At 58.7% G+C, this 13,386-nt stretch carries 13 protein-coding genes and 1 tRNA gene; 5 read left to right on the top strand and 9 right to left on the bottom strand.

The features are described 5' to 3' along the window. Position 1: 1 nt before the first annotated feature. From NQZ67_RS24965 to NQZ67_RS24945, 5 genes are all read right to left on the bottom strand, one after another. The gene (locus NQZ67_RS24965) at positions 2 to 301 is read right to left on the bottom strand and encodes a phosphopantetheine-binding protein (RefSeq protein ID WP_257451332.1); all 300 of its coding nucleotides are present in this window, start codon (positions 299 to 301) and stop codon (positions 2 to 4) included. After that, positions 298 to 1,557, bottom strand: coding sequence for an AMP-binding protein (locus tag NQZ67_RS24960; RefSeq protein WP_257451330.1), 1,260 nt, complete (start codon positions 1,555 to 1,557; stop codon positions 298 to 300). Before NQZ67_RS24960 ends, NQZ67_RS24965 begins: the two co-directional genes overlap by 4 nt. After that, positions 1,544 to 3,400 carry an IucA/IucC family protein gene (locus NQZ67_RS24955; protein WP_257451328.1) on the bottom strand — a complete coding sequence of 619 codons (1,857 nt, stop codon included), beginning with the start codon at positions 3,398 to 3,400 and terminating at the stop codon, positions 1,544 to 1,546. The genes NQZ67_RS24960 and NQZ67_RS24955 overlap by 14 nt, the downstream gene beginning before the upstream one ends. Before the next feature lie 13 nt (positions 3,401 to 3,413). Next, positions 3,414 to 5,288, bottom strand: coding sequence for an IucA/IucC family protein (locus NQZ67_RS24950; RefSeq protein WP_257451326.1), 1,875 nt, complete (start codon positions 5,286 to 5,288; stop codon positions 3,414 to 3,416). A gap of 551 nt (positions 5,289 to 5,839) precedes the next feature. Next, positions 5,840 to 6,262 carry a c-type cytochrome gene (locus NQZ67_RS24945; protein ID WP_257451324.1) on the bottom strand — a complete coding sequence of 141 codons (423 nt, stop codon included), beginning with the start codon at positions 6,260 to 6,262 and terminating at the stop codon, positions 5,840 to 5,842. 201 nt (positions 6,263 to 6,463) lie between these two features. Between NQZ67_RS24945 and tatC the strand changes: the two genes are divergently transcribed. Both tatC and tatA read left to right on the top strand, forming a co-directional pair. Next, positions 6,464 to 7,198, top strand: a complete 735-nt coding sequence (gene tatC / locus NQZ67_RS24940) for a twin-arginine translocase subunit TatC (protein WP_257451323.1) — start codon at positions 6,464 to 6,466, stop codon at positions 7,196 to 7,198. A 30-nt stretch (positions 7,199 to 7,228) separates the two neighbouring features. Continuing rightward, positions 7,229 to 7,432: a twin-arginine translocase TatA/TatE family subunit gene (gene tatA / locus NQZ67_RS24935; protein ID WP_257451322.1), complete on the top strand. Its 204-nt coding sequence runs from the start codon at positions 7,229 to 7,231 to the stop codon at positions 7,430 to 7,432. A 77-nt stretch (positions 7,433 to 7,509) separates the two neighbouring features. On the opposite strand, the gene NQZ67_RS24930 is transcribed toward tatA, so the two are convergent. Together NQZ67_RS24930 and NQZ67_RS24925 are read right to left on the bottom strand one after the other, a co-directional pair. Continuing rightward, entirely contained in the window at positions 7,510 to 9,225 is a 1,716-nt protein-coding gene (locus NQZ67_RS24930) for a GMC family oxidoreductase (protein WP_257451321.1), read from the bottom strand. A 21-nt stretch (positions 9,226 to 9,246) separates the two neighbouring features. Next, complete coding sequence (locus NQZ67_RS24925; RefSeq protein ID WP_371825356.1) at positions 9,247 to 9,963, bottom strand: gluconate 2-dehydrogenase subunit 3 family protein; 717 nt, start codon at positions 9,961 to 9,963, stop codon at positions 9,247 to 9,249. A 269-nt stretch (positions 9,964 to 10,232) separates the two neighbouring features. On the opposite strand from NQZ67_RS24925, the gene NQZ67_RS24920 reads away from it, so the two are divergent. From NQZ67_RS24920 to gluQRS, 3 genes are all read left to right on the top strand, one after another. Beyond that, positions 10,233 to 10,952 (top strand): hypothetical protein, encoded by a 720-nt coding sequence (locus NQZ67_RS24920; protein WP_257451320.1) that lies wholly within the window; start codon positions 10,233 to 10,235, stop codon positions 10,950 to 10,952. Positions 10,953 to 11,047: 95 nt separating this feature from the next. Then, a tRNA-Asp gene (locus tag NQZ67_RS24915) sits at positions 11,048 to 11,124 on the top strand. Positions 11,125 to 11,223: 99 nt separating this feature from the next. Next, complete coding sequence (gene gluQRS / locus NQZ67_RS24910) at positions 11,224 to 12,186, top strand: tRNA glutamyl-Q(34) synthetase GluQRS (RefSeq protein ID WP_257451318.1); 963 nt, start codon at positions 11,224 to 11,226, stop codon at positions 12,184 to 12,186. An 83-nt stretch (positions 12,187 to 12,269) separates the two neighbouring features. Here gluQRS and NQZ67_RS24905 read toward each other — a convergent pair whose 3' ends face one another. Together NQZ67_RS24905 and NQZ67_RS24900 are read right to left on the bottom strand one after the other, a co-directional pair. Next, complete coding sequence (locus tag NQZ67_RS24905) at positions 12,270 to 12,680, bottom strand: secondary thiamine-phosphate synthase enzyme YjbQ (RefSeq protein WP_257451316.1); 411 nt, start codon at positions 12,678 to 12,680, stop codon at positions 12,270 to 12,272. Next, positions 12,677 to 13,276 (bottom strand): DUF2087 domain-containing protein, encoded by a 600-nt coding sequence (locus tag NQZ67_RS24900; RefSeq protein WP_257451313.1) that lies wholly within the window; start codon positions 13,274 to 13,276, stop codon positions 12,677 to 12,679. Before NQZ67_RS24900 ends, NQZ67_RS24905 begins: the two co-directional genes overlap by 4 nt. Positions 13,277 to 13,386: the final 110 nt, after the last annotated feature.

Here is a 13,386-nt window from a genome sequence, read left to right as displayed (position 1 = left end):
GTTACCTGCTTTCCAGCGCCGTCTCCGCGCCAGACTCGGCCGGATAAGGCTCGAGTTGCTCCATGAAGTCCAGCAGAGACCCGATTGTGGCGAACGTTCTCGGATCCACCTGTTCATCCGGCACCTGCAGGCGCAGGTCGACCTCGAGGAAGACGATCAGCTGGATGATCATGATGGAGTCGACGGCCAGATCCTCGTTCAGGCGCTGCCCGTCGTCCAGCTCACCGATCGGCAGCTTGAATTTGTTCATCATTAATTGCTGAAGCGCGCTTCGCAGCGACTCCCTGTCCATTCTCATCATGCTCCTCCTTGCGCAAGCAGCTTGCGGCTAATTTTGCCCGAAGGCATCTTCGGAATGAATTCGACGACGCGGACGGCGGACGGCACCTTGTACGGCGGCAAATGACGCAGGCACCACTCCCGCGCTTGCTCGGAGGTAACCGTCGCTCCCTCCTTCGCGACGACCATGGCGACGGCCGTTTCGCCCGAGGCCGGATGCGCTCCGCGATAGACGACGGCCTCCGCGATTCCCGGCAAACGCCCGAGCACCTCCTCCACTTCGGCGGGCATCACCTTCAAGCCCGATACGTTGATGAGGTCGTCGATCCGGCCCAGGAATCGCGCCCGGCCCTCAGCCGCCATGCAGCCCAGGTCGCCCGTCGCGATGCCTCGCCCGAACGCGGATACGGTCAGCTCCGCAGGGTCCGCCGTTGCATGCAGCTCCGCGTGGCCAAGCGCTTCGCCCAGATCGTCATGCGACGCCATGCCGATGGCCAAGCTGACGCAGCCGGCTTCCGTGCAGCCGTATTGCTGCACAAGCGTCGCGCCCGTCTGGCGGAGCTGCTCGTAGAGACCGATAGGCATCGGCGCTCCCGACGAGACGACCGCATGAAGACGTGCACCGCCTCGCCCGAATAAAGGCATCAGGCCCTGCAGCAGCGCTGGCACTGCGTACAGCAGATGGTTTGGATGCTCCGCCAAGCGGCGGACGATCGCCATCGGATGCTTGGTGCCGCATACGACGGGCTGAACGCCCCTCTCGAAGGCTGACAGCACGCCGGCGATCAAGCCGTACGAATGCGCGATGGACGCGAGCACGACCGGCGTCTCCCCCGCAAGCCCCCGCGAGCGAAGCCTCTCGTTATAGCTCGCGATCTCCGCCCCGATCTCCTCCCATGGCCGGCCGATCAGCTTGGGCTCGCCCGTCGTGCCGGAGCTGTACTGGAATAACGACGGAATCAGAGGTTCCCCTTGACCGGCATCGCCGGACGGAGGCAACGCGGCGTACCCCTCTATCGATTGATCGAACAGTCCCGCGCAGCCGGCCTTCACGGCTAACCTTACGGCCGTATCGCGCGGCGTATCCCCATGCAGGAGAAGAACGGAATCGCCTCTGCGGCGCATAAGGGCGACGATCGCTACGACGAACAACGGATCGTTCGAGCAAAGGGCATAAAATCCGCGCAAGCCGCTCCCGAAAGGCTCTCGCGCTTCGAATCGGTCTTGCATATCCCGCAGCTGCGCGGCCGTAATCCGTTCCTGGTCAACGACTAGCATATAAATGTCCCTCCCTGCTTTCGATTCGGATCTTCGCTTCGAATAACGGATTGGGAGCCGGCCGGGGGGTTACCCGCGTGCCGCCGTACATCCGCTTCTGCACGAGAGGCTCGATCTGGCAGACCGGCGTGAATAGATGCAGCGCGTCGAACCGCTCCTGAAGATGAGGAAACTCCGCCCTGTACCTAAGCAGCTCGCCCGCCGCCTCATCCCATAATTCTTCCTCCGATACCGCGAACCGGCTCGATAGGAACATGACGATGTAGCCGATATTCATAAACCACAGCGCATCCATCATCATTTCGCTTAGATCTTCAAGTCTGGACATCTCGAAAAAATCCCCCAGCCTACCCGATGCGTAAGCCGGATGAATGCTGCCGAAATCCGGCACAAGCTCCTTGGCCGGCAGAAATGGCGCGTAATATTCGACGCCTTCGTGGAAATCCCGCAGCGCCGTTCGGATCGGCACCCCTCCGCGGTGGATGAGCAGCATGTTCTGCGCGTGGGATTCGAGCACGATGCCGTGCGCGGCCAGAAGATGCACGACGGGCAGGACGCAGCGGCGAAACAGCAGCCCGAACCAACTCGCCGCGCCCTGCTCCTCCACCCACCTCGAGATGATCGGGAGGCCGTCCCCGCCCATGGAAGCAATCGCGGAGAACGGCATGGCCGCCTCCCCGGGCTCCAGGTACTTCCGCACGTTCTCCCGCCAGATCGCCCCGAGCTCTCCCTGCGCGGAGGGCACGGTAATGCCCGCGTACTCGTGAAGGACGATAAGCCGCACTTCTTGCGACAGATAGGCGTCTTTAGCCAAGATGGCCTGCAGCCATTCCGACACCGCGGGCGCCGCTACGACGGAATGAGAGCGCAGAATTCGCCTCGAAGAGGTATTGACGATGCCGAGAGACAGCTTAAGGTCGGGGCGCTGCCCGCCCCCGCCATGACCGCTCGCGCTCAGCGTGCGAATCGATTGCTGGGGCTCGTATGCCGCTTCCCCTTGCCCCAACGGGACCAGCCGTTCCCGGATGCCGCCAGGCTCTCTGGCCGACAGCTGCTCCCACTGCCACGGGTGGACCGGCAAGCAGCAATAATCGGCAGGCTTCAATCCCCTAGCCGCTAACGCCCGATCGAACCGCTCGATTTCCTGTGTTGTCAGATGCCCGCATACCAAATCGCGCCAATCCGACTCGCCCCTGGCGCTCCACATCGCTTCTCCGCGGGGAACGGCTATCCAGAACAAGCGAAGCTTCGGCCGAAATTCGGGTCCGAAAGCCCGGTTATCCCGCTCGCTGAAGCCGATTCTGGATTTGTAGCAGGGATGGTAAGGGTGACCGTCCGTGCATAAGGCCTCGATCTCCTGCAAATCGGCTGTTTCGTAGTCCGCCGTGCGAGCCTGCCCGCCGCTATTTCCCCCGTACTGCGCATCCTTCCTTACCGTCTCCTCGAGCTCTTCCGCGAAGGTTGCCAGAATCGGATGCTCGGGATACGCCGATGCGACCGTCTCCTCCAAGAACAGGGTTAAATCATCCGCTTCCCGCCTGTCCAAGCCGTCGCGCCTCTCGATTGCTCCCTCTATCACGCGGAGCATGCCGAACGTCGCGTGCCGCTTCGCCGCAAACGCGTATTCGACAGGTCTCCCCTGCCGGTTCATTCCTTCCAATCTATATATGGAGACGCCGCCCGGACAGCTTTCCCGCGCGTCCGCCGTCAGCACGCCCTCGAGCACAAGCGCCTCGACGAGCTTCCCGAACACTTTCCTTCGCGCGGCCGTCGTCCCGGTCCCCGGTTCGGCGCTCTCCTTCTTCTTAATCAAGCTATCCCGTGCTATAATCCCATCCTCCATTCTCCGAAATCTCCTATGCTTGCAAGGTATGTACGACCGGCTCCTCTCTTCTCCATCTTGCCGTAACCCGCTTCGCCTTGCGGATCAGCTCCTTGCTGGGTACCGCCTCGCTAAGCGGATTGGCCATCTCCGCGTATACCGCTTGCTCGAGGTCGGCTTCCAGCTCATCCACGTCGCGCAGCCTCGTCAGCAAATTCGCTTTGATCCGCAGCTTGCGGCACGTTATCCACTTCTCGAATAGCGCGCCCCGCTCCCCATAAGTCCGTGCCAGCAGCTCGAGCTCCGCGCGCAGCTCGAGAAGCAGCACCCGCTCGTCGGCTAAGCCGAATAACCCAAACGATTGGATGAGTCCGAACAAATGGTTCACGAGCAGGTAATAACCGAATCGCTCCTCCGCCAGCTCGTCGTCGTATACGTTGCCGCCTGAAGCAAGGCCGGGAACAAGCGTCTCCAGCTGGCCAGCCCTCGATCGGGCGTAATAATAGCCTTGGCTGTCCCTGTAGTAGAACAGCTCCGGGTAACCGGCCTCGTCTAACCGGAGCAGGCAATTCTGCAGATGCGCCTCCAGGACGATGCCGTGCTCCGCGTACATCGCGGCCAGCGGCCGCAAAGAGATCGCCAGATAAGCCCGGAACCAGTCGACGCTGATCTGGGCGGCCTGCCGCCTCTCCCGTTCCGCCAATTGCCGGATGACGTTCGCGAGCAGCGGCGCAGCTTCCGCGGCGGGTATCGCCTCCTGCGTGAAAGACGCCATGAGCGCCACGCCGCGGCTGCTCTCGCCCTTGAACGGATTCTCCCGAATGATCAGCTCGAAGCCCGATTCCTCGTTCGCCGTTTCCCCTATCGTAGCGTAAGCGAGATCCCTAATGATCCGGAATCGCGGAAAGCTTCCTCCCAGCCAAGGCTCGATTGCGGCGGCCAGTCTGGCGGCCTCAAGCGCCCCCTCCAGCTCATGCGTTCGATTCAAACGCATCGAATTCGTAATTTTGACCGGCAGCGAGAACTTGTACATGTAGTCTGACTGGGGATGATAGACGGTGCGAATGGATGAAGTGGGGAAGAAGGGCAGCCCGATCGGGCCTAGCGATATGAGCTTGCCATCCCGGAGCCAGGACTGCACGCGCTCGCCGTGCATGAGCTCCTCCGCCTGTATCGGGTGAACCGGGACGAGCGCAAACGATTCGTCGCGGATATAAGCGGCCGCATCGGCCGGAAGACGATCTCCCGCTTCCGCCATGCCGGCCAGACATTCGCTCCGCGTAATGTCCGAAGCCTGCAACTTCGACTCGGAGCCCTGCCTCAGCAGGCTGACGTGAACCGCGAAATAATGCAGCTTGAAGCTGCCTTTCGTTTCGGGGGAATAGCGTCCCTGTCTCCATTCCGGGAATCCTTGCCGGCTCTTCGGCGTAGGATGGAACGTATGGCCGAATACAAGGGACTGCTCGGACTCGAGAAACGTAAGCTTGGGGTTGTAAAGCTCCTGCGCGTCTCCCGCGCGCACGGCTATAAAGGATTCAAGCAATCTGCAGCTTTGCAGGGCGCGCAGCAGCAGCTCGACCGCCTCCGCCCCCTCCCCTTGCTCCGCGCAGAGCTCTTGAATGAGCAGCGAGAACAGGGTCGTAACGGGAATCGGAACAGGCAGCTTGGATCCGGCATCCTGCCGATACGTGGGCAGCCGGAATTGATGTCTGCCCGTCGGCGACCGGTAAGCCGCGCCGGCGATGATCGTCAAGCCCTGCGACGGCAGGAGCAGCTTCAGCTCCGCGGTGCCGCTTCGCCGGTTGCCGGCTCCCGCTTCCCGCCAGACGCCCGCCCCCGTTTCCCGCAGGTAACAATTCAGGAAGGCGGTGACGGAGGCTTGCTCCGCCATCTGCTTCGCATTCAACAATGTCGTATTCCCTCCAAATTATTAATAATGATAATCAATATCAATATTATAGAGGCAGCTTACGAAGCGATACATAGACGAATTTGCCCTCCGTCATGGATTATTTTCGCCAACCACAATGTGAAGTGAAAATAAAATAGACCGAAATTATTGATCTTACGCGAATTGACCATCTCACCGAAGATTTCCGTTGCTAACGGAACCCACAGATCCTATTTGCGCTAAAAATCGCATTTATGAATTCTTACGGAACTGATAGCTCTTATCCGTCCGAATGGCCCTTAACCACCTTCAAAATGATGGAAATAGCGTCGCTCAGTTCCGTCATGAGCCTCAAACTGCACAAAATCTAGCAAATACCGTCTGTGAGTTCTGTTAGTGTTAGACTTCTGCAGCACACGCATGGGTTAATTGCTGCCCGTTAGAGCTTAAAGCCGCAGCTGCCAGTCTACAATTTTATTATCGTCAGACGCCATAACAAAGAAGCCTTCACCCCATTCTTCCGAATGAAGGGCAAAAGCTTCCAAGACCAAGCTATGGATGCAACCAAGCTACTTCATCGCCGCCAGCCAGTTCGTCAAATTATCGATTTCCGCGCTGCTCAGCTGATCCTTATACGCAGGCATGCCGCCGCCGCCGTTCGCGATCCGGGATTTGATCTCCTCCGTCGACAGCTTCCCGCCTACCTTTTGCAGATTCGGACCGACTCCTCCCGACATATCCGCCGCGTGGCAGCCGACGCAATTCGCTTTGTAGATCGCTTCCGCCGCCGCCGTATCCACGGTTGCGCCCCCCGCGTTGCCGGCTCCGTTGCCTGCTCCGTTGTTGGCCGCCCCGTTCTCGGCTGCTCCGTTATTCGTCGTCCCCTTGTTGGTGCCCTCGTTGTCGGCACCGTTATTCCCTCCGCAGCCGGCCAAGCCAGCCGCGAGGATAAGCGTCGTCGCAAGCAGAAGTACCCCTTTGCCAACACGCATGGTTCATATGCCTCCTTCATTGGTAAATCTGTTATTACATTTCCCCCGATCGCCTTCCTTATTCATGGGACAATCGGTATCCATCGCTGAAAGCCGCAATCCCGGAGCCCTGCTGCGCATAACGTCGCGAGCGCTGGACACCATAAGAAAGGACATGACAGTATTTAGCAAATAGAAAGCGAATTGCAAGGGGGGACGGAATTGAATGCTCACGAGGATTTGATCGGCCATCTATCGGAGCTGAGGAAGCGCTTGATTGTCGTATCCGGTTGTTTTCTCGCATCGATGTGCGGAGGTCTGTACCTATCGCCTTTCATTCTGAGGTATATCAAGTCGGGCCGTATGGCGGATACCATCGAATGGAACGTCTTCTCCTTCACGGATGGGCTGTTCATTTACTTACGCTGCGCTTTCTTGGTCGCCATTCTGTTTACGCTGCCCGTGTTGCTTTACCAGCTGTGGGCTTTCGTTAGACCAGGGTTAACGACGACCGAGGCGAGAGGGACGCTTGCCTACGTGCCTGTTTCCTTCCTGCTGTTCTTAACGGGATCGGCGTTCAGCTATTACGTGGTCTTTCCCATGATGCTTCAGTTCATGATGGAGATGAATCTGAATGTAGGCGCTGTCGAAACCTACGGGATCGACCGGTACTTTAGCTTTATGTTCAGTATCGTATTCCCGCTTGGCGTTGCGTTCGAGATGCCTCTTGTCATGCTCTTCTTGACGAGGATCGGCCTGCTGACGCCCGAACGGCTAACCCAGACGCGCAAATACGCGTACGTCGGACTGGCGATCGTCGGGGCCTGCATCTCGCCGCCCGACTTCGTCTCGCATCTTGCCGTCACGATACCGCTGCTGGCGCTATTCGAGATCAGCGCGTTTCTCTCGCGCCGGTTCACGAAGCGGATGTCGTCGGCCGCGCCGTCGCCGACCTGACCAACAACAAACTTGTAGGAGGACTGTACCATGTTCAATAACATTGGCGTTTCCGGGTTAATCATTATCCTGCTCATCGCTCTGATCGTTTTCGGGCCGGCTAAGCTGCCGCTTCTCGGCCGAGCGTTCGGAGATACGCTACGCGAATTCAGAAGCTCAACGCGCGGGATCGTCGAGGAGGATGCTCCCTCCTCCAAGCTGGATAAGCCGGACGAGCTCGAGAAGCTGCTATAGCTTGCAAGTCTGACCGAAGAAGGGCCGAGCCTTGGATCTACAATCCTTGGCTCGGCCCTTCTTCATTTCCGCTTCCCTTATACGAGCAGGCCGCCTTTTTCCCTGTACTTCAGGATGCCTTCCGCCGCTCTGTACGCCAGCGCCCCCACGGTGCCCGTCGGATTATAGCCCGCGTTCTGGGGAAAGCTGCTCGCTCCCACCACGAACACGTTGTCCGCGTCCCACATCTGACTGAAATTGTTGATGGCGGATGTTCCCGGTTCGGCCCCCATGATGACCCCGCCCGTATTATGCGTCGACTGGTACGTCATAATTTCGTACGGTCCGAGCTCCTTCAAGTAATCCACGTGGCTCGCGCCCATCTCCTTCATGATCTCGGAGCAGCGTTCCGCCAGAAACTTCGCGAGCTCCCGGTCCTGATCCTCGAAGTCGAACGTGATGCGCATGAGCGGGTCGCCGAAAGCATCCTTGTACGTCGGGTCCAGATCCAGGAAATGATGCTTAAACGCCATGGATGAACCCTGCGCTCCGATGGAGAGCGTCCGATTCGCGTAGTGGAGCGACTTCTTCTTGAATTCCGCTCCCCAAGCAGCCGTTCCGGACGGAACCGGATTATTCTGGATGGGGCGGGCGCCCGTCTGGCTCAGCGCTATTACGCCGCCGTGAAGGAAATTCAGGTTGGAATGGTCGAAATTGTCCCCGTTGTAATCGTCGATCGAAATGCCGAGCGAGCCCGCTCCCGCGAAATTGTTGAATTGCTTCTCCTCGAAGAAGCCGACGGCGCTGCCTTTGATGACCTGGTAGGCGTAGTTGGCGCCGATGACGCCTTGGCCGCTCGCCGGATCGTAAGGCTTGCCGAGCTCGGACATCAGAAGCAGACGCACGTTATTGAACACGTAGCTGGTCACGACGACGATATCCGCGGGCTGTATGATCTCTTCGCCCGTCGTTACGTCTATGTACATTACGCCGGTCGCCTTGCCGCCCTTGTGCAAAATTCGGCGTACGTTCGAATGGGTTCGGATCTGGAACTTGCCCGTCTTGTTCGCGACCGGGATGACCGTCACGACAGGATCCGCTTTCGCGCCGTATTCGCAGCCGTATCTCTCGCAATAACCGCAGTATTGGCAGGCCGCGCGCGCGACGCCGTCCGGGTTCGTATAGTTCTCCGACAAATTCGCCGCCGGCATCATATAAGGATTCAGATTCAGCTTCTTTGTCGCTTCCGCGAACATCTGCATGGAAGGCGTCTTCTTCATGGGCGGCGTCGGGTACGGGTTGCTTCGTTTGCCCCCCAGCGGATTTTCTTCGCCGGATATGCCCGCCATCTTCTCGAACTTATCGTAATACGGCTCCAGCTCGTCGTACGTAATGCCCCAATCCCGAATCGTCATGCCTTCGGGAATTTTGTTCTTGCCGTACCGCTCGGTCGTCATGCTTCTCATCTGGAAGTCATACGGGAGGAACCGGTACGTCTGCCCGTTCCAATGAACGCCCGATCCGCCGAGACCGTCCCCCAGCAGGAAGGATCCGTACTGCCGCATCGGCAATGCCCGGATATTCTCGTTGCTGCGGAACGTAATCGTCTCTTTGGACAAATCCTGCATCATTTCATAGCGCATGGAATAACGCAGCTCGTCATGCACCATATAGTAGTCTTCCGTTTTCCTCTCCTTGCCCCTCTCGAGGCCGACCACGTTCAGACCGCTCTTTGTCAGCTCGGAAGCGATGATGCCGCCCGCCCAGCCGACGCCTACGATGACAACATCCGTTTTCGGTAATGTCTTGGCCATCTCGTTCTCCTTCTATCGCTTCTAGTGCGATGCCAAGTGAGCTTGAAGGCTGCTCGGCTCGATTTTCGTAAAATCCTTCTCGATGATGTTCAAATAGCTCATCTGCGACCCCGGGTAATTCCTCATGCGCCAGCCTTCCATATTCAGATTGCCGCCGTACAGCGGATCGCTGTACACGCCTTCGAGCGTGGCGCTGCGCAGCATCTTGAAGAAGCTTCCCGCGGATATGGTCGTCAGCTTCACCTCTTCGGTCTCGAACGCTTTCAGCGCCGCGTCCTGTTGGTCGGGCTCGAGCTCCGCGAAGCCTTTGCCGTGCGTCGTCTGGCTGTAGTTATCCAGCTCTCGCAGGCCGATATCGAATAGTTCCCTTCGTTTCAGCCTGCCTTGATAGCCCTGCTCCTTCTCGCCCGCGAAGAACGGCGGATTCATGTAATCGCGGCCGTTGAAGCCCCAGTCCCCCGCCAGCTGATGGTCGATGAAGAACGCCACGCCCAGCTTCTTCGCGCCCGGGCCCGATTCGTCCTCGGGGAAAATGCGTTCGGTCGCGGCCTCGACAATCCGGAATTGCGCCTGCGTGAAATACATGAGCGCCCGGTTGTAATTGGGGGCCGCTGCTTCTTTGTTATCATCCGCGGGAGCGGACGAATCCGCGTTATCCTCTCCGTCTTTCGCGCAGCCGAATAAGGAGCTGATCACTCCCCCGACGGCAAGCGTTCCAAGCACATAACCTGAGTTCACAAGAAATTTACGCCGGGAACTGTCATGGACTTGGCCTGAATCAGGCCCTGACGATGAGTCTTCCAAACTTGCCTGATCCTTCGGCTCCTCGAGCGCTGTCGTGTCTCTGCTACTGTTCCGTTCCACGTCTCACACCTCCAAAGATCAATCATCCTGTTTTATGCGTTCTTATTATTTTCCACCGTTGCATGAATATTCATTTCATCGGAATGGCTATCCTATTCACGACAAGCGAGCAAGCGAACCACCTAACGGAGGATGATACGAACATGAGAAGGACAAATAAACTCGCGGTATGGATTGTTGCGGCGTCCGTCGCCTTAGCGGGCTGCGCTGCCGGAAACGGGGAAGAGAAGCAAGCGGAGGGAACACAGGAAGCGCACCACAAGGAGACCAAGCAGGAGAAAGGACTGAGCGCCAAAGCGCTGCGGGATTCTTCCCTCATCCCTAGCGAGAACGGAGAGAAGACGCATACGACGAATAACAAAGGCCAGACCACTTACGGCATGGGATCCTCCGTCTACAGCATGATCGGAAGCTCCGGTCTGCACTCGAACGGCTTCTCCGCCCACCTCGAATCCCGTCTAAGCGGCGCGGGCATTCCGGATGTGCGCGTGTTCGTGTTCGACGATACGGTTGTGCTTGCGACAGCGAAACGGGAAGCGTCCGCAGCCAGCTACGACGAGCTGCAGCGTCAAGTGCTCGACCCTACCGAAGGCTTGTCCGGGAAAGGCTATGCGCCGGTCGAGGGATTTGGCGGCATGAGTGGAACGGATTCCTCGAAGCATGATAACCTGACGATGGCCGCTAACCAGATTAAAACGCTCATGGGCGCCGAGGTGAAGGTGCTGACCGTGGAGGGCGCCGACGCGGTTCAAGCGATCGAGAAGATCCGCGCCGACGCGCTTGCCGAAAACATGTCTCCTGAGCAAATCGGAAGGGACATCCGGATCCTGCTTGATCTCGTCAAACAAGGAACTAAGCAGTAGGGCGGCTGTTCGAAAGCGGAAAATTTGTCCTTGCCAAATGATGCCTGTCCATGCTAAGATACTGTTTGTGTCTTCGAGACACGCCCTAGCAGCGCGGAGCCGTGGTGTAGAGGCCTAACATGCCTGCCTGTCACGCAGGAGACCGCGGGTTCGAATCCCGTCGGCTCCGCCATTTGCCAGCTGTTGCTCGTGACGAGCAATGCCTATAGATCGAAGAGAGAGCGCCATTTGGCCGCTCTTTTTTTGCATGTCGGGGAGGAGAGTGCTTAGAATGAAGCGACGCGGAAGATTCGCGCCGACGCCGTCGGGGCAGCTGCATATCGGGAATGCGCTGAGCGCGCTTGCGTCATGGCTGCAGATCAGACAGGCGGGCGGTGAATTCGTGCTGCGGATCGAGGATATCGACAAGCCGAGGTCCCGGCCGGAATTCGCGCGGCAGCAGCAGGACGATCTGGTATGGCTCGGGATCGATTGGGACGAGGGTCCTGAGCAAGGCGGTCCTTATGCGCCGTACGTGCAGAGTGAGCGCGAGAATCTGTATGAGGCCGCGCTAGAGCGACTGGATGAGGCTGGACGGCTGTACCCTTGCTACTGCAGCCGGAGCGAGCTCGCTTCCATTGCCAGCGCGCCGCATGGTCTCTCCTCCGAGGGTCCCGTCTATCCCGGCTTCTGCCGGCACCTAACCGCAGAGGAGCGCGAGGAGAAAGGGGCTCGGAAGACGCCAGCGATCCGATTCATCATGCCCTCCGAGCCGATCGCTTTCGAGGATGGCGCGGCAGGCTGGATGCGCTATGACGGAGACGCTCTCGGCGACTTCGTCGTCAAACGCGCGGACGGCATGTTCAGCTACCAGCTGGCCGTCACCGTCGACGATGCCGCCATGGGCATAACGGATGTACTTCGCGGCGCGGACCTGCTGGACTCGACGCCAAGGCAGCTTGCGCTGTACGAAGCACTAGGGAGTCAGGCGCCGGCGTTCGCGCATATTCCACTGGTCGCGGACGAGTCCGGCCAGCGCCTATCCAAACGCGACAAGTCCCTTACGCTCGCTTCGCTGAAGCAAGCGGGCGTCCCGCCCGAGCGGCTTGTCGGCGCGCTGGCGCATATGGCCGGATGGACGGAGCGGCTCGAGACGGTTTCCGCCGCGGAGCTGATCGGGGCGTTCGATCCGCCGAAGCCCGATCGGCCAATCGTGTTAACCTCCCGGCTGATGCAGTGGTTGTTGAACGATTAATCCCAAGATCCAAGAAAAGCGACAAACCGCCGATGCCCGGAACGAGCACGGCGGTTTCTTTTTTTGCGGAATGGCAGGCTGCCCTACCCCTCCACGATCTTCACGTAAAATTTGCGTGTCCGGGGACCGTCGAACTCGCAGAAGTAGATGCCCTGCCAAGTGCCCAGCACCGGCTTGCCGTCATGGATCAGCACCGTCTGGCTGGTGCCGGTCTGGATCGCTTTGAGGTGAGCGGCCGTATTCCCTTCCGCGTGGCGGTCCTTCGGATGCTCCCAAGGATACAGCTCATCCAGCCTGCGGAGCACGTCGCGGACGACATCGGGATCGGCATTTTCGTTAATGGCGATTCCGGCCGTCGTATGCGGGCAATAGACGATGGCGTATCCGTCCTTCACGCCGCTTTCCCGGATGGCCTCGCGCACCTGGGGCGTGACCTCCGCCATCTGGTCGCGCTGATTCGTCGACAATGTATACATCCTTAGCTTCGCGCTCATGACAACGCCTCCCAGCTAGCCCACAATTCCCGGGGATTAAGCTCGTAGGCGTCTTTGTCCCGGAACATAAATTGATGCATGATGAATTCCCTTCGCAGCGTCGCGAAATCGTCGTGATATTGCTTAATGAATTCGTTGATTTCCTTCTCGGTGTATACGCGTCCCTTCTCCAGCCTCGACACCATATGCTCAAGCGCGATCAGCTTCTTCTTCAGCTGGCTCGGAATGCTCTTCAGCCTGCCGTCCGCCGCGAAGAAATTGCGAATGACGGCCGCGCGCAGCGCTTCGTTTTTCTCCTCCATTGTCTCCCCTCCTCCATCCGCCTTCCGGTAGATGAGATCTGCCGTGGCAGCGGCGTTATTTTGGATGAAATAATGATTGAGGCTGAAATAAATCGTGTTCTTCTCCCGTCTCTCATTAATGAGACTGGCCTCTCTCAGCTTCGCCGCGTGATGCGTGATCGTCGCCGGCGTTACGGACAGCCTCTCCGCCAGCTCTCCGCCGTTCAGCTCGCCGCCCGCCAGCAGAATCAACATGCGGATCCTCGTCGGATCGGCCAATGCCTTGTGGTAGGCGACCACTTTATCCAACTGCACGGTTCATACCCCCTCGAGTCCAATTTAGCGTTCATCTAATTAGATGGATGTTAAATCGAATCATATACGAAGCATTGTCGTTTGTCAAATGGAGATTCCTATAGTGGCTT

The organism is Paenibacillus soyae, from assembly GCF_024623455.1.
Taxonomy (GTDB): Bacteria; Bacillota; Bacilli; order Paenibacillales; family Paenibacillaceae; genus Pristimantibacillus; species Pristimantibacillus soyae.
Note: the sequence above shows the minus strand (reverse complement) of the source record. Positions and strands in the feature narration are given on the sequence as shown.

Excerpts from the sequence above, each read along its gene's own strand:
- NQZ67_RS24965 (WP_257451332.1), bottom strand. The coding sequence starts at position 301 with ATGATGAGAATGGACAGGGAGTCGCTGCGAAGCGCGCTTCAGCAATTA.
- NQZ67_RS24960 (WP_257451330.1), bottom strand. The coding sequence starts at position 1,557 with ATGCTAGTCGTTGACCAGGAACGGATTACGGCCGCGCAGCTGCGGGAT.
- NQZ67_RS24955 (WP_257451328.1), bottom strand. The coding sequence starts at position 3,400 with ATGGAGGATGGGATTATAGCACGGGATAGCTTGATTAAGAAGAAGGAG.
- NQZ67_RS24945 (WP_257451324.1), bottom strand. The coding sequence starts at position 6,262 with ATGCGTGTTGGCAAAGGGGTACTTCTGCTTGCGACGACGCTTATCCTC.
- tatA (WP_257451322.1), top strand. The coding sequence starts at position 7,229 with ATGTTCAATAACATTGGCGTTTCCGGGTTAATCATTATCCTGCTCATC.
- NQZ67_RS24930 (WP_257451321.1), bottom strand. The coding sequence starts at position 9,225 with ATGGCCAAGACATTACCGAAAACGGATGTTGTCATCGTAGGCGTCGGC.
- NQZ67_RS24920 (WP_257451320.1), top strand. The coding sequence starts at position 10,233 with ATGAGAAGGACAAATAAACTCGCGGTATGGATTGTTGCGGCGTCCGTC.
- gluQRS (WP_257451318.1), top strand. The coding sequence starts at position 11,224 with ATGAAGCGACGCGGAAGATTCGCGCCGACGCCGTCGGGGCAGCTGCAT.
- NQZ67_RS24905 (WP_257451316.1), bottom strand. The coding sequence starts at position 12,680 with ATGAGCGCGAAGCTAAGGATGTATACATTGTCGACGAATCAGCGCGAC.